Here is a 22,174-nt window from a genome sequence, read left to right on the forward strand (position 1 = left end):
GCTGTGCCTGAATTACCAGAAGTAGAAGTATCCCGGCTGGGTATTAGCCCGCATTTACAGCAGCAAGTGATTACCAAGGTCGTTGCTCGACAACGGCAATTACGTTGGTGGATCCCGGATGAAGTGCTTGAGATCCAGCAGCAGCCAATCTTATCTGTTCGTCGGCGTGCTAAATATTTATTGCTGGAACTGCCAAGCGGTAGTGTGATCTTGCATTTAGGTATGTCTGGCCATTTAAAAGTGGTATCGAACAGCGTCGCGCCAGCGAAACATGATCACATCGATTTTGTGCTGGGCAGTGGCCAATGTTTGCGCTTAAACGACACGCGTCGTTTTGGTGCGGTACTGTGGCAAGCTCATGGCAGTATCCATCCATTACTCGGGGCGTTAGGGCCTGAGCCGTTGACGGCAGACTTTACCGCGCAAACTCTGATCAGCCACTGTGCTAAACGTTCTGCCGCCATTAAATTGGTGCTGATGGATAATAAGGTGGTGGTAGGCGTAGGGAATATCTATGCCAACGAAGCGCTGTTTAAAGCAGGCATTGCACCGCAAGCCCCAGCCAATCAAGTCAGTGCAGAGAAATTACAGTTATTAACAACCGTAGTGAAAGAAACGCTGGCGGCCGCCATAGTGCAAGGCGGTACCACCTTGCGTGATTTTAGCCAAGTAGACGGCAAGCCAGGGTATTTTAAACAGGCGTTGTTAGTGTACGGGCGTGGTGGCAAGCCCTGCCTTAGCTGTGGTGAGCCGCTACAAGAAATCCGTTTAGGTCAGCGTAGCACGGTGTTTTGTCAGCACTGTCAACGTTAAACGGCCCTATCTGAATACCGGATCGTCTGAAGTTTTCTCTAATGCCTTACACTAAAGCCATTAGCCATTAGCCATTATTTTGCCTGCCAACGCGCCAAAAAGTACAAGGCCGTGCCTAATAACACAAAAGCACTGGTGGCTAATACCGATGACAGGCTAACCTGAAACGCCAGCCAAACGCAGGCCGCGATACCCAGTAGTGGTATGGCGTAACCAAAGGGTAAAATAAAGCTGTCGCTGGCGGCCAGTTTGGGCCGTAATACTGGCACGGCGGCGCAGGTGAGGCCATAAAGCAACAAGCGTGAAACTACTGTTGCAGCGGCCAGCCATAAAAATGACCCATAAAGCGTTAATATCAGCGCTAAGATCCCAAAAAAGACAATCGAATTCGCTGGGGTTAAAAAGCGCGGCTGTACTTTTGCAAACCAGTTTGGCAAGCTGCCGTCTTCGGCTAAGGCGAAGCTGGCGCGCGGTGTAGAAAAAATAGAACCCAATAAGTTCGCGGCGACGGAGGCGACCACACCTAACATTAAGATCATGGCACCGACGGGCCCGAATAACGTCGCGGCGACATCCAGTAACGGGTTGCTAGAATCAGCAATGTTTGGAACGGCGGCTACACTTACTAATTGAATCGCAATATATAACAGCGTCACGAGACCTAAGCCCAGTAATAAAGCACGGGGCATATCTTTGGCGGGGTTTTTGGCCTCTCCAGCGGGTACCACCACCGATTCAAATCCCACAAAAGCATAAATTAATAACAACACGGCAGCGCCAATATCGTAGTGATTATTAAACAAAATCGTGGCATTCGCTTCGGGTAGCAGTTGTGCACCAAAGTAGCTTATGCCGGTAACCACCAGCAGTAATAACACGGCAAATTTCAGCACGGTAAGAAGTGCCAAGGAGCGCATGGCGCGCACCGAGCCGAGCACATTAATCAGTGTTAAGCTGCCAACAATGGCAGTAAGAAGCAAGGTACGTTGCAGGGTATTGCTGGCCGCTGGCCAAAAATAACTGATGCTATCGACCAGTAGCACGGTATTGGCGGCGAAAGAAACTAAACGCGCAATGTAATATAACCAACCGGCCTGAAAACCGATAAAAGGGCCAAAGGCGGCCGTACCATAGCGCACGGGGCCGCCGCTGCCGCGAAAATAACTCGACAGTTCTGCCATGGATAATAAGATGGGTAAGATGAGTAAGGCACAGAGCAAATAAATATAGGGGCTATATTCGCCCGCTAACTTAGCCGCGCCACCCGGTAAGCCAAAAATACCGGCGCCAATAAAACCATTAATCACCAGCAACCAAAGACCGAAAAGCCCTAGGTTGCGTGGTAAACTTGCCTTGTTCGAAGTGACATTCACGAGTTATCAATACTGCCTTAAAAATTCAAATACGCGTTTTGTGCGGTGATCCGGTTAGCTATTTTCAACAAACCATGCCCTTCATCAGGAAACAGCACATACTCTACTGGCACCCCATTTCGCGAATTGCGGCGATCATTTCATCGCTTTCCACTTGCAATACCTGCGGATCATTTGTGCCTTGCTCTACTAATACCGGTTTTTTGACTTTATTACCATGAAAAACCGGTGAGATGCGCCGCAGTCGTTCACCATCAACAGCCGGCTCGCCCAGCTCAGCATACAGGGACTCCCGAAACAACTCCCACCAAGGCGGGATGCTTGTTAAGGTTTTTATCGAGTTATTTACCCTTCATTTACCACTAGCGGGGGCACTCAAAACTAGTCTAAAAAACATTCGGCGACAAGTTACACAGCTAAACAGTCAAAAGCACGTTGCATGGCGACAAACCGATGGCAATGATGACCATAAAGTGCAAAGTGACTAAATAAGTTTGCATAAAGGTATATGCGATCTTAAAAACGCCGTTTTGCAGTAGCACGCCACTGCCAGTTGTTAATATCTGGGTTATCACTAAATGGGCGGGTCAGATCTAAATGCACCATAGTGCCACGGCTAGAATGGCTAGAGAGTAAGCGAACACCGACACCGATGCCGAACAGAACTTTGTCATCGATATCGGGTTGGGCCATTAAGTCTTTAAATTGTTCGGAATCGCCCCAGCTGCGGCCTATATCGGTAAAGGCAGCAAAACCGACATCAAAGATCCGCCATAGATTCCAATCGGTGTAACGCCGGTATTCTGCTGTGGCAATCACCCGTTTATCGCCGCTTTGATAATACAGAGGGAAAGCGCGCAATCCGGTATCACCGCCCAGATATAGGCGTTCATCGGCAAATAAATTGCTGCCACGTTCTGCAGAGATACTGGCGACGACGCTATTGTATTCATTCAGTTGATGGTTTAATTGCCAAGAGAAATGCAGCAGTTGCTGTGTTTGATCTTGCCAATTTAAGCGGCGATAATTTAACTGACCAAATAACCAAGTATGTTCTTGCAGTTGCCACGCTTTTTCTGCATGCGCAGTGAGCTGCAAGCCAGAATTGTCGGCGCCTAACCATGATTGTAAGTAGCCAAGGCGCAGTTGTAATTGCCAGCCGGCATTAATATCTTCAACGCGGTTAAATTGATTGATATTGTAAAGCTTATAGAAATCATCTTCTAAAATTTGATACTCCAGCCATAACGCTGAAAGATTACGCTCGTCAGGTAACGTTAATACCGTCCCCTCGGTATCATTAAAGGCGACGTCTTCTAGGGTCATGCCAACAATAAAGCGCTGAATGCTGCGACCGCGTTCAACCAGTTTAAAGCCAACAGAGCTTTCGAATTGTTGCCGAGTGCGATTGTACTCATTAACCCGCTCATCTAATTGATAATCGGTAACGAGTTCTTTATTTTTAAGCAGATCGAAGTTAAGAGACCACTGTGAATCTAAGCGATAAAAAGGCCGCTGCACATTAAAACGATAATTTTCGCCATCAGAGTTATTGGCGTAACTTAAAAAGGTGTTCCAGTGCGTACCAAAAATGTTGGGGCTGCCAAAGCTAACTAAGTAGCCACTACGTTCGCTGTCTTTATTGTAATCTAAGTGAAGTTGGTTGCCGAAACCTAATAAATTATCTTCGGCAATGCCCAGTGAGTAATTAGTTTCGCCGCCTTCACTAGAAATATCAATTTTAGGTAACAAGGACCAGGTGTCCCAAGTTCGGACCAGTACCTCAACAGTATTTTCAGTGGGGCAATAGCGACTAACGGATACGCGAGCATCGCGGATATAGCGTCGGCTTCTTAAGAGCCGCTCGGTTTCAGCCAGATCGGCCAAGTTTAACGGTGCGTGATCATTAAACAGCAAATCATCACGAATAGTACCTTCAAGGCTGATACGATGGCTGGCATTGGCAAAGCGATGTAACCAAAACACCCCAGGCTCGGTCAAATCAAACACGTTATTTTGTTCGAAATGAATAGCGCTAATCTGCGGCTTTTGTTCAGCAAGGCGTTCTAGATCAAACTCATCGCTGCAATTGGCTAGCAAGGTAAAGCTGTAAAACGGCAATGACAACAGGCATAAACTACGCCACATGCGTTGACTCCTTGTAGCCTAATGGAATGAAAAAACTCTACTTAACTATGCGTGTTTTTGCCAGAAATGCCAACACGCATTGCTGAAGTTCGTTAGTTTTTACGGTGATCCTCAGGATTATTGGCCGGAGTTGTTGTTTGCTCGGGAACGATCCGCACCGGAAAAGGCGCGGTTTCACTTCCCGTATAAAGCGTTCGATGTGGAAACGGAATTTCAATACCATTGGCATCGAAAGCCAGCTTAATTTCTTCTTGCAGGCTATTACGTAGCTCTCGAAAATTAGGTGTCGTACTCCAAACCGAAAACTGGATATTCAGTGCCGAATCACCAAAGCCCACAAACAAAAACGTGGGTGCAGGTTCATCTAAACTTAGCGGGTTTTTGTCGGCGACCTCAAACAGTATTTTTCGAACTTGCGCCATGTTTTCTTTATAAGCCACACCCAGTAGTAAATCGAAGCGCCGAATAGGAAAGCGTGTCATATTAATCACTTCAGATTTAATCAGGCTTTCATTGGGGATCCGTACAAATAGGTTATCGAAGGTGCGTAATTTAACCGAGAGTAAATCAATAGACAGCACTTCACCCACAGTGGCTCCCACTTTAATGGTGTCGCCAATTTGAAAGGGTTGTTCGCCGATTAAAAACAAGCCGCTAATTAAATTAGAAGCGGAAGTTTGTGAGGCAAAGCCAATAGCAACCGATAATACGCCAGCTGCGCCCAGCAGTACTCCTAATGAAAACCCTAGTTGATGCAGTGCTGAGGCGGCAAACAAGGCGAGCACTAACCAATAAAGTACGCGACGAAACAGCGCGGCATGATGTCGAGAGAAATTATGGCTAATGAGCTTTTCTGCCGCTTGCGAGGCGTAGCGAGCTAACAACAAACCTACTACGATAAGCAGTAAAGCCTGTAGGCCATTCACCACGGTTTCAGATTGAAAAAACTGTATTAACGTTTCCAACATGCGTGACTCCTTATTGACTGAAAATGCCGGTAAAGGCGCGCACTAGGCTATTTTTATCATGATGCTGGCGTGGTGGGGCGAGCAAGTCTGCACTGGTTAAACCCAGCGGCAAGGTTTTGCCAATTTTAAAGCGAGTAAGTTGCCCGACACTCTCGTGTTGTAACAACAGCGGATCGGTCCACAAGCTGCCATCACGATGACCATACAAGGCGAGAAATGGCAGTGGAATACTTAACTTGTCAATGGTCAGCATACGATCAGAGCGGTTTTCGATTGTCACTGCGGTCACGGCACGGTGCGGCCGTGTGGGTATATCATCGAGGCTATGCCTGGCATGTGTTTTGTCAGCAAAACATAACTCGCCTTGCTGGGTAGAGTCACCAAACCACGTATCGGATAAACGTTGTAACGGTAATTCCATGAGCACTACGCTAGGCTCTTGCAGGCTAATTTCGATACTGACCGGTGAGCTAATATAGAATACGCTTTGTTCGCCTGCGGGAATGCTTACCGGCTGATGCGTTTTGATCACTACGGCGCGCTCGAGCAAATGCGGCGTTAATTTAAATTGACCGGGACTATGGCGAAACATAAAACGCTGCATGTTGAGGGCTTCCGGTAAGCAGGCCGCAGATTGGCTAAGTACGCGATAAGCTTGTTCTGGCTGCGTACTGCGCTCAAAACCAAATACCCATTCTTGCAAACAGCGTTTGAAATATAAGGTAACCGGGCCGATCGTAAAATGCCAGCATTCATCTAACGCCATTGTTTGTGGTTGCCACCATTGTGGCGCAGTAGCGCTTGCTGCAGAGTGACTCATCAATATCTTCCTTTTCAGTGGCTCGGTTTAAAAAACGTTGCTACTGTAAAACTTTCTACGCTCAGGTTGAGTTAAGCTAACTTAGTTCATAAAATAGCATTATTAATTGTTTTATTGGCAATGTCTTAATCATTCGTGTGGCATTTGGCCATTTCATTGGCACTTAGCTAAATTAGCTCAAATTGCTTAGTATCGACACTCCATTTACCCTGCATGATTCAGCATACTGCCCAGCAGTCTCTGAAACAACGTGCTGCTGATAAGAGGCTGTTATGGATTTACCCGTTCTTATCAAAACTCTGCGTAATGCGTTGCAACACGATACGCTGCCGTTGTTACGTGAACAACTCGAAGATGTGCATCCAGCTGATTATGCTGCAGCCCTAACTGAATTTTCTGCCACGGAATTGTGGAGTTTATTAACTGTATTGCCCCGTGCAGAACAAGCTGAGGTGTTTGGTTATTTGCCTGCTGAAGTGCAGGTTAGTTTAGCTATCAGCGTGAGTCGGCGCAAACTTTCGCCGATTATCAGGCAAATGTCTTCGGACGAACGTGCCGATTTATTTAATCAATTATCTGACGAGCAACGCGATACCTTGTTACCGGCCTTAGCTCAAGCCGAACGTGAAGATTTGTTACGTTTATCTGCGCATGAAGAGGGTTCTGCTGGCGCCATTATGACCTCAGATTATGCTTTGTTACCACCTGAATTGACGGTACGTGAAGCCATTGAAGTGCTGCGATTAGAAGCACCCGATAAAGAAACCATTTACTCTTCTTATGTGGTTGATGAAGCCAGAAAACTCATTGGCGTGGTAAGTTTACGCGATTTGATTTTGGCACCCGTGAGTATGCGGGTTGATGATTTGATGAATACGGATCCGATTTTTGCCAGTGTTGAATTGCCGCAAGAAGAGATAGCCAGTTTGATTGCTAAGTACGATTTATTAGCACTGCCTATCGTCAATAGCGAGCATCAGATGGTCGGTATTGTGACTTACGATGATGCGATGGACGTCGCCGCAGAAGAGGCCACGGAGGACTTTCACAAAACAGCCACCATCGGCAAATTAGACGGAAACGTGAAAAATGCCGGTATCGGTTTACTTTACAGAAAACGGGTTTTCTGGCTGGTGGTATTGGTGTTTGGTAATATTTTTTCTGGTGCCGGTATCGCTTATTTTGAAGAAACGATCGCCCGCTATATCGCCTTGTTGTTTTTCTTACCGTTATTGATTGCCAGTAGCGGTAACGCTGGCGCGCAAGCCGGCACATTGATGGTGCGAGCGCTAGCCACAGGTGAAATCAAATTGCGCGATTGGGGCTATTTACTCGGTAAAGAATGCTTGGTTGCCGGGCTGCTGGGGCTAACCATGTCTGCCGCTGTCCTGGGTTTAGGGCTTTGGCGTGGGGGGGCCGATATCGCGATAGTCGTGTCTTGTACCATGATGCTGGTGGTGATGGCCGGTAGCTTGATTGGTTTGTCACTCCCGTTTTTGTTAAGCCGATTTAATTTAGATCCAGCGACAGCCAGTGGACCGCTAATTACTTCTATTGCGGATGTTACGGGTGTGGTGGTTTATTTCTCGATCGCCACCTGGTATCTGGGCTTATAAATATTTTTTTGCGCTGTAACAACCCAAATGTACTATTGCGCAAACGCTTTAATTTCAATATTTTATCTGTATATATGTCGGTTATATACCGACGGAACAAAGTATCGGTTTCCCGACAGCTGGTTTACAGGTATCTAATGACTTTTTTACGTTCACTATGTTGCTTACTGCTACTTGCTTGCTCTGTGCAAGCCGTAGAAGTTGTTGTGCATTCATCGGTGAGCGAGACAACGCTGAGCACTGCGCAATTACGAGCCATCTTTACCATGCGTCAGACTCGCTGGACAGATGGACAAGCTATTCAGGTTTTTGTCTTGCAATCTGACCATCCACATCATCAGCGGTTTAGCCGCGATAAATTAAAAATGTTTCCTTATCAATTAGATGCAATTTGGTCTCGGCAACGCTATTCCGGCATTGGCAGTTTTCCAATGCAAGTGGATTCCGCAGCAGAATTGCTCTTATTGCTAGAAACAACACCAGGTGCCATCGGTTATCTTCCCACAGATACCCTTTCATCCAATCTGAGAGTGGTGACGATTAATGAAAAATAACAACCGATTTTACTGGTTCATGCCGCTGTGCTTCGCTGGCGCGGTGGCACAGGCAGAGCCTTTAGAGATTCATGGTTTTGTTGCGCAAGGTATTGCCCAAGCCGCAAAGAGTAATGCAATTAATAATGAGGGTGATGTGTCGCTGGCGCTTACCGAGCTAGGACTCAATGCAAAGTTAGATTTGTATCCACACTTAAAATTATCGGGGCAAGTAGTGTACTTAAATGGTGGTAATCGCTACCCAGAAGGCGCTCGTTTAGATTATTTATTTTTAGACTTTAGTGCGATAGATAATTTTGATCATCAACTTAATGTGTTTCTTGGCCGCTATAAGAACCAGCATTGGCTTTTTTCCAGTACCCGTGATGTGCCCTTTACACGGCCCAGTATTATTTTACCTCAATCGGTTTATTACGATGCGTTTCGTGATATTGCTGTGGCGAGTGATGGTTTGGCGCTTAAAGGCTATAAACAATTAGGCCATGGTGAGTTGGAATATAATTGGAGTATTGGTTCTACCAAGATTACCACTGAGCAAGCCCGAACTTTGTTAAGCCCAGATATACAAGGCAGTTCAGAACAAAAATATGTGCATCAAGCCAGTATGTTTTGGCAGGGCATTGGTAGCCAAGCCAGTTATGGTATCTCACTTCTTGATTCACAGTTCTCTTATAAGCAGGCCAACTTTGATTTTTTTGCAGACGGTGACGTTATCGTTCAAAGAGTCATTTTAAACTGGCGTTATCAAGCCGAAAAATGGGATCTTTCATCGGAATTATTTCAAGAACGCATGACCATTGACGGTTTTTATGCGCCAGGTTTTGAACGCGCTCAAATCGGTATTGGCGGCTATTTACTAGGGCGCTATCGCTTTGATCCTAAACTTACGGCATTAATCAGTGTTGATATGTTGGCGCTAAACAAAAACGATAAACGAGGCAGTCAGTTAGGGCAACTCGGTATACCATCCTATTTTGGTTATCAACATAGCCTAATGTTGGGTGCCAGCTATGAGCTAGGCAGTCGCTTTCGGTTGCAAGCTGAACATCACTGGGTGGACGGCACCGGTCGTTTATCACCCAGTTTGGTCCCTGATCTAGAGCGAAATCAACATCGCTATTGGCAGGTATGGGCGTTACAACTGATGTACTGGTTTTAAATGCGATTTTTTAGCCTACCAACGAAGATTTTACTGTTAACACTGGCACTGATGCTGGTGCTAATCGTGTTGGTGACTAGCTTATCCTTGCAGCGTTTAGGTGACAGCTTCACCGAGCAGCAAACGTTAAAGCGGCAGCAAGTTGAGCAGCACTTTACCCAATATCAATTGCTGCTGCAAAATCAGCAACAATCTTGGTTTGAAAGCTTTGCCGAGCTGACCGGCCTGCAACAGCAATCAGGTTTCTCCGTGTTTACTCAAGCATTGCAGCAACGCTATGACGTGCTTAGTCTTTATTTGAATATAGAAGCGCTTTGGGTGTTTACCGAGGATAGCCCGCAAGCGGCCTTTGCTAGCAGTATCTTCCCGACTGAATTAGCCAGTATGGTAACGCAAACGCAGCAGGAGCAGCGGCCGCAATCACGGATTTACTGTGCGACGCATTGCAGTAATGTGGTGAGCCTACCAGTATCCGATCAAAACGGTAATATAGCCGTACTGGTTTCAAGTCAAACGCTGGCAGATGTGGTTATTGCTTTGGGGCAAGCCTTGCAAAGTGAAGTAGCGATTGTGCGTTTAGATGCGGCAGCCACGACTATTTTATCTGCCACAGGTAATTTGCCTGCATTAGAACAGCTGGCGTTAGCCAGCTGGCAAAACAGTAATGGCGCCCAGTTCAGCTTAGCTGAGATACCCTACTTTGTTTACCACATCCCCTTGGTTCAACAACAGCAGCAGCATTTTGCGATTTTATTGCTAGAGAATATTAGCTCTTACCAAGCAGCAAATAATGCTTTTAAATGGCAATTGATTGCCTTGGCTACGCTTTGCTTTGTGTTATTTGCTTGGCTCACTAACATGTTGACGCGGCGCTTAACCAGTCGCTTGTTGCTGATCTGTAATGCGCTACCGATGTTAGCGGAAAATAAATATCGGGCTTTTCGCGATGCTTTACCTAAATCTGCTGGTGCCATGACTGACGAGGTCGATCAACTCTATGATGCCGGTCAAACGTTAAGTCGTAAATTAGAGCAACTGCAAGACAACATCAATACCCAGACCCGAGAGCTAGAAAATATGGCAATGTACGATCGGCTAACCGGTTTAGCTAATCGTAATATGTTGCAATATCAACTAAAGAAAAGTATCGCCGCGCTAACCGAGAGCAGTGCCATATTAGGGTTACTGTTTTTAGACATGGACCAATTTAAACGAGTTAATGATATTCGTGGCCACGAGCAAGGCGATCAGTTACTGATTGAAGCGAGTAATCGGCTGCGGGCATCGCTAGATAAAACCGATATTATCTGCCGTTTTGGTGGTGATGAATTTATTGTGGTGACAGAAGTGGCTGATATCGATGCCTTAACGGCTTTGGCCAATCGGTTAATTGCAGCGTTTCGTCAGCCCATGTTACTGGGCGATGAAGAGTATCAATTAAATATCAGTATTGGTATCAGCAGTACGCGTAATGCTCAGCTGAAACCTGATGATTTAGTGCGGCAAGCTGATTTAGCCATGTATCAGGCTAAAGGGAAGGGCGGTAATAGTTTGCACTTTTACAGTCAGCAAATGTTTGATGATTTCCAAAATCGTTTAGCATTAGAAAGCGATTTAAAGCTGGCGTTAGCTCAGCAACAGTTTACGCTGCATTTGCAACCCAAAATTAACTTGGCTAATCGCAGACTACAAGGCTTAGAAGCATTATTGCGTTGGCATAGCCCTGCGCGCGGTATGGTATCGCCTGACGAATTTATCGCAGTATTAGAGCTTGCGCATTTGATGATCCCCGTAGGTTATTGGGTGATCGAGCAAAGTTTCCGTATTATGGTGCAACTGCAAGCGGCGGGTTTTAAGGACGCGACTTTGGCTATTAACCTCTCCGCGGCACAACTTAACGATACTAAATTGCCAGCGTTTCTTGATGGGTTATTGCAGCAACATCAACTATCAGCTGCGCTATTCGAATTAGAACTGACAGAAAGTATGCTGGCCAACAACATCAATGAAACGATCAAGAGTATGCAGCGCTTAAAAAGTCGTGGTTTCCGCTTAGCGATTGACGACTTTGGCACCGGTTATTCATCGTTAAGTTACTTAAGGCAGATGCCCGTTGATACCATAAAAATTGATAAAAGTTTTGTGTTTGGTATGTTAGATAATCAAGCCGATTTCGATATTATTACTTCGACTATCGCCATGGTACGCAAATTAGGTTTGGAAGTTGTCGCCGAAGGTGTTGAAACCCAGGCGCAATGCAAAACCTTAACACAGCATCAGTGTGATATTGGCCAAGGCTACTTATTTTCAAGACCGATCCCGTCAGATAGGTTAATTGAACAGTTACAGGCGAATTTGCATGATAATGGCCAGTGGCGCTAAGTAGCCGTTTGCCAACACGGTTAGATAGTCAAAGCAGCTTTAAACCGCGATTGTCAGTAAGCGTAAGCAGCATAAAACTTGGAAAGTGATGATGCCCTGTGTTGGTAAGCCTGTCACATAACCTAAACACGTCGTTGACAAATATCGCTTAGGCGCGTTGTTTTTTTCTTTAAAACCACATAGACTACGCAAGCAACCAAGGGGTGCAACCTTCAAACTTCGGTTTGAATGCGCTGAGATGCCGTAAGGCAAACCCTTAGAACCTGATCCGGATCATACCGGCGGAGGGATGGTGCTAACTCCCCATCAGAACGTGTTTCGCTATTTACCACTTGCTTAGCAAGTTGTGTTAGCCGTAATACCGTTAAATCTGAACAGTGTGATCCTCAACGTGTTGTTTACCGGAGCCGATCACCTATGTTTTTTCGCTATTCTGTTTTATCTATCGCCTTATTGTCTGCATTTAACCTGCATGCTTCTGAGCAACAAATTGAGCGCGTGACCGTGCAAGGCGACTTTCGTCAGCAAAACATCCAACAACTGGCGGGTAGTGTTGTCATTTTGTCTGAGCAAGAGATGCAGCGCCAATCGGCACAGCATCTTGATGACGTGTTAAAACAATTTGCTAACGTGAACTTTGCCGCCGGTGCTTCGCGTGGACGTTTTATTCAAATTCGGGGTATTGGCGAGCGCAGTGAATTTATCGATGTGGTTAACCCTTCGGTCGGTATCCTTATTGATGGCATTGACTATGCGGGTTTGGGCATCAGCAGTGTCGCCCATCCGGAACAGTTAGAAGTATTTCGTGGGCCTGAGGCTACGCGCTTTGGCACTAATGCGCTTGCGGGTATGTTGAATTTCACCAGTAAAAACCCCGTATTTAGCCCAGAAGGGCAACTCAGCGCCACTGTCGCAAATTATAATAGCCAGCAGTTATCGGGTTATTACAGTGCACCTTTAAGTGAGCAAGTTGCCTTTAGCCTAACGCTGGACCAAGCGCTGTCTGATGGTTTTATTGAGAATGCTTTTTTACAGCGCGACGACACCAACAACATTGATGAATTTACGGGGCGTTTTAAATTAAGTTGGTTACCTTCTGAGCACCTGCAACTGGGCTTGATTGCCCATCTGATTGACCAGCAAAATGGCTACGATGCGTTTTCACTTGATCAAAATCGTGTCACCTTATCAGATGAGCCGGGAGAAGATAATCTGCGTAGTAAGGCTTTAGCACTCACCTTTGCTTATCAAGAGTTTGCGGCTGTCGATCTGCAAGGGCAAATTAGCTATTTAAATGCGCAATCTGATTACGGCTTTGATGAAGACTGGAGTTATCAAGGTATTCATCCGTGGGAATATTCTTACCAAGATCGCTATTTACGTTCACGTGAGCAATCGTCTTTAGATTATCGTTTAGTCTCTAAACCCGCAGCACAACTTTGGAATAATACTGACTGGGTATTAGGCGTGTATGCTAGCAGTCGTGATTTGACATTAAATCGCATTCGTCGCGCAGAAAGCGAAATGCGCTTATTTGACAGTCAATTACAGCGAAATAATCTGTCTGTTTATGCAGAGACCACTTCGGCGCTAACTGAGCAGCTTAGCATGGTCTTGGGCGGGCGCGTTGAGCAATATGGCGATGATTATCAAGATGTTGCCGGTATCAGCCTAACGCCAGATGCCACCATGTGGGGAGCCAAGATCAGTTTAAATTATCAAGTCAACTCGCAAGCGATGATTTATGGTTTAGTGTCGCGTGGTTATAAAGTAGGTGGTATCAACGGTGAAGCCTTAGCCAAAGCCGATGACGGCGATTTCGCCCTGTTAGCGACTAAAGCCAGTTTTGCACCTGAAACCGTGGTCAATGCGGAGTTGGGTGTGAAAGGGAGCAGTTTAGATCAGCGCTTACTGACTCGAGTTGCGGCATTTTATATGTGGCGTAACGATATGCAGGTGAAAGGTTGGATTAACCCCGATTTAGGCCCTGAGTTTGCGGGCTTTATCGATAACGCCGCCAGTGGTCGTAACTACGGTATTGAAATGGAAAACCGTTACCAAGCGCATGCGGCGTTGCAATTGTTCGTTAATGTCGGTTATTTGCGTTCTAAACTGGGCCAGTATGTCACCGATGGCGGCTTAGATTTAACCGGCCGTGACCAAGCACATGCCCCGCGAGTGAACTTCAGCATCGGTGCGGATTGGTTTTTAAACGAGCAATGGTCACTGCAAGCCGGAGTGCAAGGACGCAGCAGTTTCTATTATTCTGACGGTCATAATGCAAAAGCTGCCGCCAGCGAACAAGTTAATTTACGCTTGAATTATCAGGTAGCACAGTGGCAAATCGCGGCATGGTTGCGTAATGCCTTTGATGAGGAAACCGGTGTCAGAGGTTTTTACTTTGGCAATGATCCCCGTGACGAATATGCTCCTAAGGTTTATGAACAATTTGCTGAGCCACGTCGTTTTGGTGTGACCGCCAGTTACAGTTTTTAAGGAAAGCATAATGAAACTATCAGTTGAAATCAGTAAATATCCGTTAGCAAACGATTATAAAGCGCCGATCCAAGCCTTTATCGATTTGTTAGCAGATCAAGCCGATTTGCACATCATCACCAATACCATGAGTACCCAAATTTTTGGCGATTACGATACGGTGATGCAGGCCTTGCAGAAATGCATGAAATGGTCGATGCAAACTTATGGTAAGTTGGTGTTTGTTTGTAAATTTATTCCAGGTGATTTACGGCCATGAATGAACTGCTGAGTAAGGTGATTAGTGATTGGCAATTACTGCACAGTATTGAACTGATTGCGACATTATTGGCACTGGCTTATGTGTTTTTAGCGTTAAAGCAAAGCCTGTGGTGTTGGCCTGCCGCCTTACTCAGCACCTTGTTATTTAGCCATGTGATGTGGGATTCTGCCTTGTTGTCGGATGCGTTGTTGCAATTGTATTACGCCGGTATGGCGTTATATGGTTGGCGCCGCTGGCAGCAATACCAACAGCAACATGGCAAAGGCCAGGCGCCGGTGTTCGAGCGTCCCTGGCAATGGCACCTTATTCTGGTTAGCGGTACGGCAATCGCAGGCTTGGTTTTAGGCTATTTTATGGAGCATTACACTCACGCTGATTTTGCTTGGTTAGATGCACAAACAACCGCATTTAGCTTGGTAGCAACGTGGTTAGTGGCACAAAAATTAGTGTCTAATTGGTTATATTGGGTGGTGATAGATGCGGTATCAATTTATGTTTATGCGCAAAAACACCTTTATTTTCTAACAGCCTTGTTTATGCTGTATACCATCATTGCCTTAGTTGGGTATTTTGCATGGCGCAGTCATTATCAACTGCAGCAAACATCGACGTTGGATCCAGCGCGGCTATAAGCCGTTTTTGCGAACATCTTGAGTTCTTCAGTGGCCATCCGCCTTTAATCGTGCGGCCACTGGCTTCAGGTGAAAGTAATCTTAATTATTACATCAAAACTGAGCGCGGCGAATATGTCTTACGCCGTTACCCGCTAGATACGCTAGGCGTCTGCCGACAGCAAGAATTACGTTGTCAGCATGCCGCCGCCGCAATTGGTCTTGCGCCTGCACCTTTAGCTTTAAACAATCATCAACAATTACTGATCAGCGATTACATTAGCGACGGCATACCTTTAGCGCTAAACACCGAGCGTTTAACACAGTTAGCTGTAGTCGTGGCTAAATTACACTCATTAACCATACAAACCCCTGTTTTGCAGGTGGGTCAGTACTTACGTCAGCTTATGGATAATAGCCAGTTAGCCAGTTTAGAGCCGGCAGCCACGTTATTTGCCGCCTTACTTCACAGTGCTGAGCAGATGCAAAGCTTGCCGTTTGATCGGGTGTTATGCCATATGGACTTGCATCAGGGCAACGTGCTGTGGGCCAAACAGCAGATTTGGTTATTAGATTTTGAATATGCGCAGTTAACCGACAGTAGCTTTGATTTAGCGGCGATTTGCTTGAACTATCAGTTAAACCCGGCTGAAGAAACGCAATTGCTGCATGAGTATATTAGCGCGAGGCATTTTAGCCATAGCCAAACGGCGCGCGATTGTCGACACAGCTTAGCCGAACGTTTACACCTAGCTAAGCGGTTATACAGCGGTTTTTGTTGGTTATGGTATCAAGCTAGCCCCGATCAGGACGCCGCACTTCATTGGCAAAATAAGCTCGCGCAGTTGTTGGCATTAAAGCCCACCTAAACGTTCTGCTAACACTTTATAGCGTTGCACATCCTCTTCGGCAAACAACGGTTTGCCGTCATTAGCCTTATCACAGGGTACCAATAGATGTTCTCTGGCTAAGCGTTCTACCCGAATAGGGGTAATATCTAAAAATTGGGCAACCTCGTTAACAGTCATTATGGCCATGCTGATCTCTTATTCAAACAGGAGCGGCTACATGTATTTGCTGCCGCAATTAATCAAAATATAGTCAGAAATAGTAAATATTGCTATGAAATAATTTGCCACAAACGATTGTTAACCGTTAGAAGTTATTCCAAGTAGGGCTATTGTGTCTAAAATAGGCCTGTTCAAAAGGCCGTTTAAGTTGATGTTACCTAGCAGCAAAAACGCTATAACCCCTGTATTTATAAGGATTAGACGGCATTTGCAACCGACTTTAATAGACATTTTGATGTGATGCAGGTATAAATATTCGCAGTTTTCCTGACAATTTGTTTTTCTGCCTACCTCTGTTGCTCGAGCAAGTCATCTGCCAAACGTATTACACGTGATAAATGGCTGATTAACATCAGCAGTATTTCAATGGTCTAATGAATGCAGCAGTGAGGAGTGTCAGGTCTGTGAACGTTAACGAGGAAGCAAAAACCTTATGACTTTGTTATGGATCCTACTGTTACCGCTGTGTGGTATTAGCGTACCCATGCTGACAGCAAAATGGTCGCGTAGTGCCTGTGCGTTGTTAACGGCGCTACCTCCAGCTTTGGCTTTTATTTTGTTGTTAAACCAAACCTCTGCGGTCTTCGCCGGTGAAACACTGCGTTTTTCATTGGCTTGGGTGCCGGTACTGGGCCTGGATGTTGCTTTGCGACTCGATGGCTTAGCCTATTTATTTAGCTTGCTGATCTTAGGTATTGGCTTGCTGATTATCCTCTATGCGCGCTTTTATCTCTCTGCAGCTGATTCGATGCCGCGTTTCTACACTTTTTTGATGTTCTTTATGACCGCGATGCTGGGCATTGTGTTATCCAACAATGTGCTACAGCTTTGGTTGTTTTGGGAGCTCACCAGTATCAGCTCCTTTTTGCTGATTAGCTTTTGGTGGCATAAATCGGAAGCGCGGCGCGGCGCCAGGATGGCGCTAACCATCACAGGTGCCGGTGGTCTTTGTTTATTAGCGGCGCTGTTATTAATTGGCCGTATTGTTGGCAGCTATGATCTCGATGTGATTTTAGCCAGTGCTGACATTTTGCTAGCACACAGCTGGTATCCTATTTTATTAGTGTTGTTTCTATTGGGCTGTTTTACCAAATCAGCGCAATTCCCATTTCATTTCTGGTTACCCAATGCCATGGCAGCTCCTACGCCAGTGAGTGCCTACTTACACTCTGCCACTATGGTAAAAGCCGGTATTTTCTTAATGGCGCGGTTTTATCCGGCGTTGGCCGGTTCTGACTTGTGGATTATCTTGGTCAGTTTAACCGGTTTAGCCACCTTGTTAGTTGGCGCGTATTTGGCGTTATTTAAACATGATTTAAAAGGCTTATTAGCTTATTCCACCATCAGCCATTTAGGCTTAATCACCCTACTATTGGGGATGGGAACAGAGTTAGCGGCGGTGGTCGCGATTTTTCATATCATTAATCATGCTACCTTCAAAGCCTCTTTGTTTATGGCGGCGGGCATTATTGACCATGAAACCGGCTCGCGTGATATGCGAAAACTTAATGGTTTGTGGGCCTACATGCCGATTACCGGTACTTTAGTGATGATAGCGGCTGCGTCGATGGCCGGTATTCCGTTACTGAATGGTTTCTTATCTAAGGAAATGTTCTTAGCCGAAACACTGGATCAGCATTTACTCGGGGCACTGTCTTGGCTTATTCCATTGTTAGCAACGATTGCTGCGGTATTCTCTGTCGCCTATTCGTTAAGATTAATTCACGATGTATTTTTCAATGGTGAGCCACGGGGCTTAACAAAAACACCGCATGAACCGCCGCATCTTATGCGTTTGCCGGTCGAAATTTTAGTAGTGCTGTGTATTGTTATTGGCCTGTTTCCGGTTTGGGCAGTGGGGGCCTTATTGCAATCTGCAGCGGGCGCAGTGTTAGGCGGAGAAGTGCCTGCCTATAGTCTAGCGCTGTGGCACGGTGTCAATTTGCCATTGTTTATGAGTGTGGTAGCGATTAGCGGTGGTTTACTGATCTACAGTTATCGGAAACGTTTATTTGATTTTCAAAATAGCTTGCCAGGTTTAGATGCACTGAACAGTTTTGAATTGGCCATTAAAACCGTTAATCGTTATTGCCGGTATTTTTATGAATGGCTCGATAATGGCTCTTTACAGCGTTACATGGTGTTTTTATTGTCAGCAGTAGTCATACTGGCTGGCCTGCCGTTGTTGGATGTGTCGGTACTTTCCGGTGGTCGTGAAGAGTTACCGATTGATGCGGTAAACGCCACGGGTGCCGCATTACTGCTGATCAGTGCTTTGGCCACAGTGATTTGGCATCGTAAACGCGTGGTGGCGCTGTTGATGATTTCGGTCGTGGGGCTGATGGTATCGATTGCTTTTACCCGTTTCTCCGCACCCGATCTCGCGCTAACACAGCTGTCGGTTGAAGTTGTTACAGTAATTTTGTTGATGTTAGCCTTATTTTTCTTGCCGCATAAAACACCGAGTCAGTCTGAACCCTCTCGAGTGATCCGTGATATCAGCTTGGCGAGTCTAGTGGGTATTGTGATTGGCAGTTGGGCTTATGCGGTGATGACGCGGCCCTTTACCTCTATTTCTGATTTCTTCTTAGCGAATGCCAAAACCGGTGGTGGCGGTACCAACGTGGTTAACGTGATCTTAGTGGATTTCCGTGGTTTTGATACCTTCGGTGAAATTGCCGTATTGGGTATTGCTGCCTTGGGTATCTTCAAATTGTTAACACGTATTCCATTATTTAAACCCAGTAGTGATGGTGATGGACGGCCTTGGAGTCGCGAGCGCCATCCGTTGTTATTAGCGACAGTGTCACAAAGTTTGCTGCCATTGGCATTAATGGTGTCGGTGTATATTTTCTTCCGTGGTCATAACTTACCCGGTGGGGGCTTTATTGCAGGCTTAATTACCTCAGTGGCATTGATCCTGCAATACATTGCTCACGGTGTGGATTGGGTAAAATCACGGATGGATATTGAATATCAACGTGTTATCGCAATCGGTTTATTGATCGCCCTTGTTACGGGTGTGGCAAGCTTTGCTTTTGGTCGACCGTTCTTAACATCATGGTTTGATTATTTCCATCTGCCTATCCTAGGTGAGTTAGAACTGGCCAGTGCAATTGCATTTGATTTAGGGGTTTATCTAACCGTGGTCGGCGCGACACTGCTGATTTTATCGAGTTTAGGTAAAATGACGACCTTGCACCGTCCGGTGCATAAGGAGACGATCTAGTGGAAACCTTGTTAGCTTGTTGTATTGGTTTTCTGACTGCCTGTGGCGTCTTTCTCATGTTACGCGGCCGAACCTTTCCGGTAGCCATGGGGTTAACCATGTTGTCTTATGCCGTGAACTTATTTTTATTTTCATCCGGTCGGCTTAACTTACAAGGTGCTGCGGTATTGGGGATGTCTGAAAATTATGCTGATCCGCTCCCTCAAGCCTTGGTGCTTACCGCTATTGTCATTGGTTTCGCTATGACGGCGTTCTTAGTTATTTTAGCCATTCGCGCGCGCTCAGATCTGGGTAATGACCATGTCGATGGTAAATTGCCTGATAGTGACGGTCGTCGTAAGGAGAACGGCGCATGAGCCATTTGATTATTGCTCCCATTTTATTACCCATCTTAACCGCCATTATCATTATGCTACCCCCGGTGCACTATGTGCCTAATCGGCGGCGTTTAGTGAGTATTGTTGCTACGGCATTACAATTGATTATTGCTTGCTGCTTGTTGTGGGAAACGCAACAAAACGGTTTAACCTTTTATGCTGTAGGCGATTGGCAGCCGCCCTTTGGTATTATTCTTGTTGCCGATACCCTTAGTGTGGTGATGGTTTGTTTAACCACCTTTTTAGCTCTGGCGGCGATTTGTTATGGTGCGGCAGGAGAGGATGTGCGCGGTTCGTTTTTTCATCCGCTGTTTCACTTCCAAATTATGGGAATTAATGGCGCTTTTTTAACCGGCGACTTGTTTAACTTGTTCGTGTTTTTCGAAGTGTTGCTGATTGCCTCTTATGGCTTGTTAATCCACGCGGGTGGTAAAAACAAAACTAAAGCGGCTGTGCATTATGTGGTATTGAACCTGGCCGGTTCGGCGGTATTCTTATTTTCGCTGGCTATTTTATACGGTGCTTTAGGTACCCTTAATATCGCCGACATGGCTTTAAAAGTCTCAACCTTACCACCTGAAGATGTGTTGTTAGTCAAAGCCGGCGGCTTATTGCTGTTGATCGTTTTCTCGCTAAAAGCAGCCGTTTTGCCATTACAATTTTGGTTACCTGACACCTACGCTGCAGCGTCTCCTCCTGTAGCCGCATTATTTGCGGTGATGACGAAGATCGGCGTCTATGCTTTGCTTCGCGTGTACACCACGATTTTTGGTGAGTCTGCTGGGCCTTTAGCGGGTTTAGGTATGAATTGGTTATGGCCCTTTGGCTTAGCAACCATTGTGCTGGGAGCCATAGGGGTGATGGGCAGCTTGGATTTTCGCAAGGTGGTGGCCAATTTGGTTATCGTATCAGTGGGTACTTTAGTGTGTTTAGTGGCAATGCAAAACACCGCTGCCAACGCTGCCGTGCTTTATTATACCGTACATTCCACCTTAGTGACCGGTGCCTTATTTTTATTGGCCGACATGATTGCTAATCAACGTGGTAAAGCCGGTGATCGCTTAGTGTCTGGGCGCCGTGTAGCTCAACCGGTATTGCTGGGTAGCCTGTTCTTTGCTGCTGCGGTAACGGTAGCGGGCTTACCGCCGTTATCGGGCTTTATCGGAAAGCTGATGATCCTGCAATCGGCTGTTACGCCATTACAGCAAGTCCTGTTATGGTCAGTGGTGCTGCTGAGTAGCCTGATGGTGTTAATTGGCTTATCACGAGCTGGCAGTATTTTGTTTTGGCGCGTTACCGGTTCAGAGTCGGGTGGGGATAAAGCCTTACCGCTGCAGGTTTTTGCCGTGTCATTGTTGCTGTTAGCTAGCCCCATGTTGGTGGTGTTTGCCGGGCCTTTCACCGAGTTAAGTGTGGCGGCAGCGGTGCAGCTTGAAGACGTGTCACAAACGATTTCCACGATTTTACTTGAATCTAGCGTGTCTGGAGGTGCTCAATGAGATTACAACCTCGTTACAGCTGGTTGCCAACACCGTATCGCAGCGTGTTGTTGTTTTTAGTATGGTTACTTCTCAATCAAAGTGTCGCGCCAGTGCATCTGTTTTTTGGTTTCGTGTTGGCGTTATTAATCCCTTGGATCAGTGCCAAGTTCCGAGATCCTCAGCCGTTGATTGAACGCCCCATTTTGGCGCTACGTTATATTCTTATGGTTTTGATGGATATTGTTACTGCAAATGCGCAGGTCGCGATATTAATTTTAGGGCCGACAAAACGGTTAAAACCCGCTTTTGTGCGTGTGCCGCTGGATTTACAGCATGAACTGCCCATCACCATTTTGGCCAGTACCGTGTCAATGACCCCAGGCACGGTAAGCGCGGACATTTACCCGACTAAAGAAATGCTGGCAGAAGGTGAGGAAGTAAAACAGCGTTGGTTGTTGATTCATGTACTGAATTTGGAAGACGAAGCAGAACTGATTGCTTCAATCAAATCGCGCTATGAAGCCCCGCTAAAGGAGATCTTTCAATGTTAGAGAATGTTATCTTTTTAGTCTTTGGTATGATCAGTTTGGCTTTGATACTTAACCTATGGCGTTTAGTACGTGGCCCAAGCTTGCCAGATCGCATCCTAGCGCTCGATACCATGTATATCAATAGCATTGCCCTGATCATCTTATATGGCCTGCTGATGGGCACCTCATTGTATTTTGAAGCCGCGTTATTAATTGCCATGTTAGGTTTTGTCAGCACGGTGGCCGTGTGTAAGTTTTTATTACGTGGCGATATCATCGAATAGG

At 46.0% G+C, this 22,174-nt stretch carries 19 protein-coding genes, 1 pseudogene and 1 riboswitch; of the genes and pseudogenes, 14 read left to right on the top strand and 6 right to left on the bottom strand.

All coding sequences use genetic code 11. The annotated features are described in order from the left end of the window. Window positions 1–3 precede the first annotated feature (3 nt). A complete protein-coding gene (gene mutM / locus ACUJFK_RS03705; protein ID WP_445426130.1) occupies window positions 4–813 on the top strand; it encodes a bifunctional DNA-formamidopyrimidine glycosylase/DNA-(apurinic or apyrimidinic site) lyase in 810 nt (269 codons plus the stop codon). A gap of 74 nt (window positions 814–887) precedes the next feature. Here the strand turns inward: mutM and ACUJFK_RS03710 are convergent, their stop codons facing one another. The 5 genes and pseudogenes from ACUJFK_RS03710 to ACUJFK_RS03730 form a co-directional block, all read right to left on the bottom strand. Further along, complete coding sequence (locus tag ACUJFK_RS03710; protein WP_445426131.1) at window positions 888–2,186, bottom strand: APC family permease; 1,299 nt, start codon at window positions 2,184–2,186, stop codon at window positions 888–890. A gap of 17 nt (window positions 2,187–2,203) precedes the next feature. Further along, window positions 2,204–2,535, bottom strand: a pseudogene (locus ACUJFK_RS03715) (alpha/beta hydrolase family protein); the annotation flags it as partial. Window positions 2,536–2,702: 167 nt separating this feature from the next. After that, the gene (locus ACUJFK_RS03720; RefSeq protein WP_445426132.1) at window positions 2,703–4,334 is read right to left on the bottom strand and encodes a BamA/TamA family outer membrane protein; all 1,632 of its coding nucleotides are present in this window, start codon (window positions 4,332–4,334) and stop codon (window positions 2,703–2,705) included. A gap of 92 nt (window positions 4,335–4,426) precedes the next feature. Then, window positions 4,427–5,302 carry a mechanosensitive ion channel family protein gene (locus ACUJFK_RS03725; protein ID WP_445426133.1) on the bottom strand — a complete coding sequence of 292 codons (876 nt, stop codon included), beginning with the start codon at window positions 5,300–5,302 and terminating at the stop codon, window positions 4,427–4,429. Between the two features lie 10 nt (window positions 5,303–5,312). Then, window positions 5,313–6,122, bottom strand: coding sequence for a DUF432 domain-containing protein (locus tag ACUJFK_RS03730; protein WP_226749339.1), 810 nt, complete (start codon window positions 6,120–6,122; stop codon window positions 5,313–5,315). A gap of 272 nt (window positions 6,123–6,394) precedes the next feature. Here ACUJFK_RS03730 and mgtE point away from each other — a divergent pair, with 272 nt between their 5' ends. From mgtE to ACUJFK_RS03770, 8 genes are all read left to right on the top strand, one after another. Then, on the top strand, window positions 6,395–7,738 hold the full coding sequence (mgtE, locus tag ACUJFK_RS03735) for a magnesium transporter (RefSeq protein ID WP_226749340.1): 1,344 nt from the start codon (window positions 6,395–6,397) through the stop codon (window positions 7,736–7,738). Between the two features lie 137 nt (window positions 7,739–7,875). Further along, the gene (locus ACUJFK_RS03740; RefSeq protein WP_226749341.1) at window positions 7,876–8,292 is read left to right on the top strand and encodes a hypothetical protein; all 417 of its coding nucleotides are present in this window, start codon (window positions 7,876–7,878) and stop codon (window positions 8,290–8,292) included. Beyond that, on the top strand, window positions 8,282–9,451 hold the full coding sequence (locus ACUJFK_RS03745; RefSeq protein WP_445426134.1) for a hypothetical protein: 1,170 nt from the start codon (window positions 8,282–8,284) through the stop codon (window positions 9,449–9,451). Before ACUJFK_RS03740 ends, ACUJFK_RS03745 begins: the two co-directional genes overlap by 11 nt. After that, the gene (locus tag ACUJFK_RS03750; RefSeq protein WP_445426135.1) at window positions 9,452–11,833 is read left to right on the top strand and encodes a putative bifunctional diguanylate cyclase/phosphodiesterase; all 2,382 of its coding nucleotides are present in this window, start codon (window positions 9,452–9,454) and stop codon (window positions 11,831–11,833) included. Window positions 11,834–12,022: 189 nt separating this feature from the next. Continuing rightward, window positions 12,023–12,140, top strand: a riboswitch (TPP riboswitch). Between the two features lie 110 nt (window positions 12,141–12,250). Further along, complete coding sequence (locus tag ACUJFK_RS03755) at window positions 12,251–14,329, top strand: TonB-dependent receptor (RefSeq protein WP_445426136.1); 2,079 nt, start codon at window positions 12,251–12,253, stop codon at window positions 14,327–14,329. A gap of 10 nt (window positions 14,330–14,339) precedes the next feature. Then, window positions 14,340–14,588, top strand: a complete 249-nt coding sequence (locus tag ACUJFK_RS03760) for a hypothetical protein (protein ID WP_226749345.1) — start codon at window positions 14,340–14,342, stop codon at window positions 14,586–14,588. Beyond that, complete coding sequence (gene pnuC, locus ACUJFK_RS03765) at window positions 14,585–15,223, top strand: nicotinamide riboside transporter PnuC (protein ID WP_306177214.1); 639 nt, start codon at window positions 14,585–14,587, stop codon at window positions 15,221–15,223. Before ACUJFK_RS03760 ends, pnuC begins: the two co-directional genes overlap by 4 nt. After that, entirely contained in the window at window positions 15,166–16,071 is a 906-nt protein-coding gene (locus ACUJFK_RS03770; RefSeq protein WP_445426137.1) for a phosphotransferase, read from the top strand. The genes pnuC and ACUJFK_RS03770 overlap by 58 nt, the downstream gene beginning before the upstream one ends. Here ACUJFK_RS03770 and ACUJFK_RS03775 read toward each other — a convergent pair. Continuing rightward, on the bottom strand, window positions 16,057–16,239 hold the full coding sequence (locus ACUJFK_RS03775; protein ID WP_226749348.1) for a helix-turn-helix domain-containing protein: 183 nt from the start codon (window positions 16,237–16,239) through the stop codon (window positions 16,057–16,059). The genes ACUJFK_RS03770 and ACUJFK_RS03775 overlap by 15 nt on opposite strands. Window positions 16,240–16,705: 466 nt before the next feature. Between ACUJFK_RS03775 and ACUJFK_RS03780 the strand changes: the two genes are divergently transcribed. From ACUJFK_RS03780 to ACUJFK_RS03800, 5 genes are read left to right on the top strand one after another with little or no spacing between them, the layout of a single operon-like run. After that, window positions 16,706–19,501, top strand: coding sequence for a monovalent cation/H+ antiporter subunit A (locus tag ACUJFK_RS03780; RefSeq protein ID WP_445426138.1), 2,796 nt, complete (start codon window positions 16,706–16,708; stop codon window positions 19,499–19,501). After that, a complete protein-coding gene (locus ACUJFK_RS03785; RefSeq protein ID WP_226749350.1) occupies window positions 19,501–19,857 on the top strand; it encodes a Na+/H+ antiporter subunit C in 357 nt (118 codons plus the stop codon). Before ACUJFK_RS03780 ends, ACUJFK_RS03785 begins: the two co-directional genes overlap by 1 nt. After that, window positions 19,854–21,377 carry a monovalent cation/H+ antiporter subunit D gene (locus ACUJFK_RS03790; protein ID WP_226749351.1) on the top strand — a complete coding sequence of 508 codons (1,524 nt, stop codon included), beginning with the start codon at window positions 19,854–19,856 and terminating at the stop codon, window positions 21,375–21,377. Before ACUJFK_RS03785 ends, ACUJFK_RS03790 begins: the two co-directional genes overlap by 4 nt. Further along, window positions 21,374–21,910 (top strand): Na+/H+ antiporter subunit E, encoded by a 537-nt coding sequence (locus ACUJFK_RS03795; protein WP_226749352.1) that lies wholly within the window; start codon window positions 21,374–21,376, stop codon window positions 21,908–21,910. Before ACUJFK_RS03790 ends, ACUJFK_RS03795 begins: the two co-directional genes overlap by 4 nt. After that, window positions 21,904–22,173 (top strand): K+/H+ antiporter subunit F, encoded by a 270-nt coding sequence (locus ACUJFK_RS03800; RefSeq protein WP_226749353.1) that lies wholly within the window; start codon window positions 21,904–21,906, stop codon window positions 22,171–22,173. The genes ACUJFK_RS03795 and ACUJFK_RS03800 overlap by 7 nt, the downstream gene beginning before the upstream one ends. Window position 22,174 lies beyond the last annotated feature (1 nt).

The sequence above is a fragment of the Alishewanella sp. HL-SH06 genome (assembly GCF_052656265.1).

Excerpts from the sequence above, each read along its gene's own strand:
- mgtE (WP_226749340.1), top strand. The coding sequence starts at position 6,395 with ATGGATTTACCCGTTCTTATCAAAACTCTGCGTAATGCGTTGCAACAC.
- ACUJFK_RS03755 (WP_445426136.1), top strand. The coding sequence starts at position 12,251 with ATGTTTTTTCGCTATTCTGTTTTATCTATCGCCTTATTGTCTGCATTT.
- ACUJFK_RS03725 (WP_445426133.1), bottom strand. The coding sequence starts at position 5,302 with ATGTTGGAAACGTTAATACAGTTTTTTCAATCTGAAACCGTGGTGAAT.
- ACUJFK_RS03775 (WP_226749348.1), bottom strand. The coding sequence starts at position 16,239 with ATGGCCATAATGACTGTTAACGAGGTTGCCCAATTTTTAGATATTACC.
- ACUJFK_RS03800 (WP_226749353.1), top strand. The coding sequence starts at position 21,904 with ATGTTAGAGAATGTTATCTTTTTAGTCTTTGGTATGATCAGTTTGGCT.
- ACUJFK_RS03720 (WP_445426132.1), bottom strand. The coding sequence starts at position 4,334 with ATGTGGCGTAGTTTATGCCTGTTGTCATTGCCGTTTTACAGCTTTACC.
- ACUJFK_RS03730 (WP_226749339.1), bottom strand. The coding sequence starts at position 6,122 with ATGAGTCACTCTGCAGCAAGCGCTACTGCGCCACAATGGTGGCAACCA.
- ACUJFK_RS03750 (WP_445426135.1), top strand. The coding sequence starts at position 9,452 with ATGCGATTTTTTAGCCTACCAACGAAGATTTTACTGTTAACACTGGCA.
- ACUJFK_RS03790 (WP_226749351.1), top strand. The coding sequence starts at position 19,854 with ATGAGCCATTTGATTATTGCTCCCATTTTATTACCCATCTTAACCGCC.
- ACUJFK_RS03745 (WP_445426134.1), top strand. The coding sequence starts at position 8,282 with ATGAAAAATAACAACCGATTTTACTGGTTCATGCCGCTGTGCTTCGCT.
- ACUJFK_RS03795 (WP_226749352.1), top strand. The coding sequence starts at position 21,374 with ATGAGATTACAACCTCGTTACAGCTGGTTGCCAACACCGTATCGCAGC.
- ACUJFK_RS03740 (WP_226749341.1), top strand. The coding sequence starts at position 7,876 with ATGACTTTTTTACGTTCACTATGTTGCTTACTGCTACTTGCTTGCTCT.
- ACUJFK_RS03780 (WP_445426138.1), top strand. The coding sequence starts at position 16,706 with ATGACTTTGTTATGGATCCTACTGTTACCGCTGTGTGGTATTAGCGTA.
- ACUJFK_RS03760 (WP_226749345.1), top strand. The coding sequence starts at position 14,340 with ATGAAACTATCAGTTGAAATCAGTAAATATCCGTTAGCAAACGATTAT.
- pnuC (WP_306177214.1), top strand. The coding sequence starts at position 14,585 with ATGAATGAACTGCTGAGTAAGGTGATTAGTGATTGGCAATTACTGCAC.
- ACUJFK_RS03770 (WP_445426137.1), top strand. The coding sequence starts at position 15,166 with ATGGCGCAGTCATTATCAACTGCAGCAAACATCGACGTTGGATCCAGC.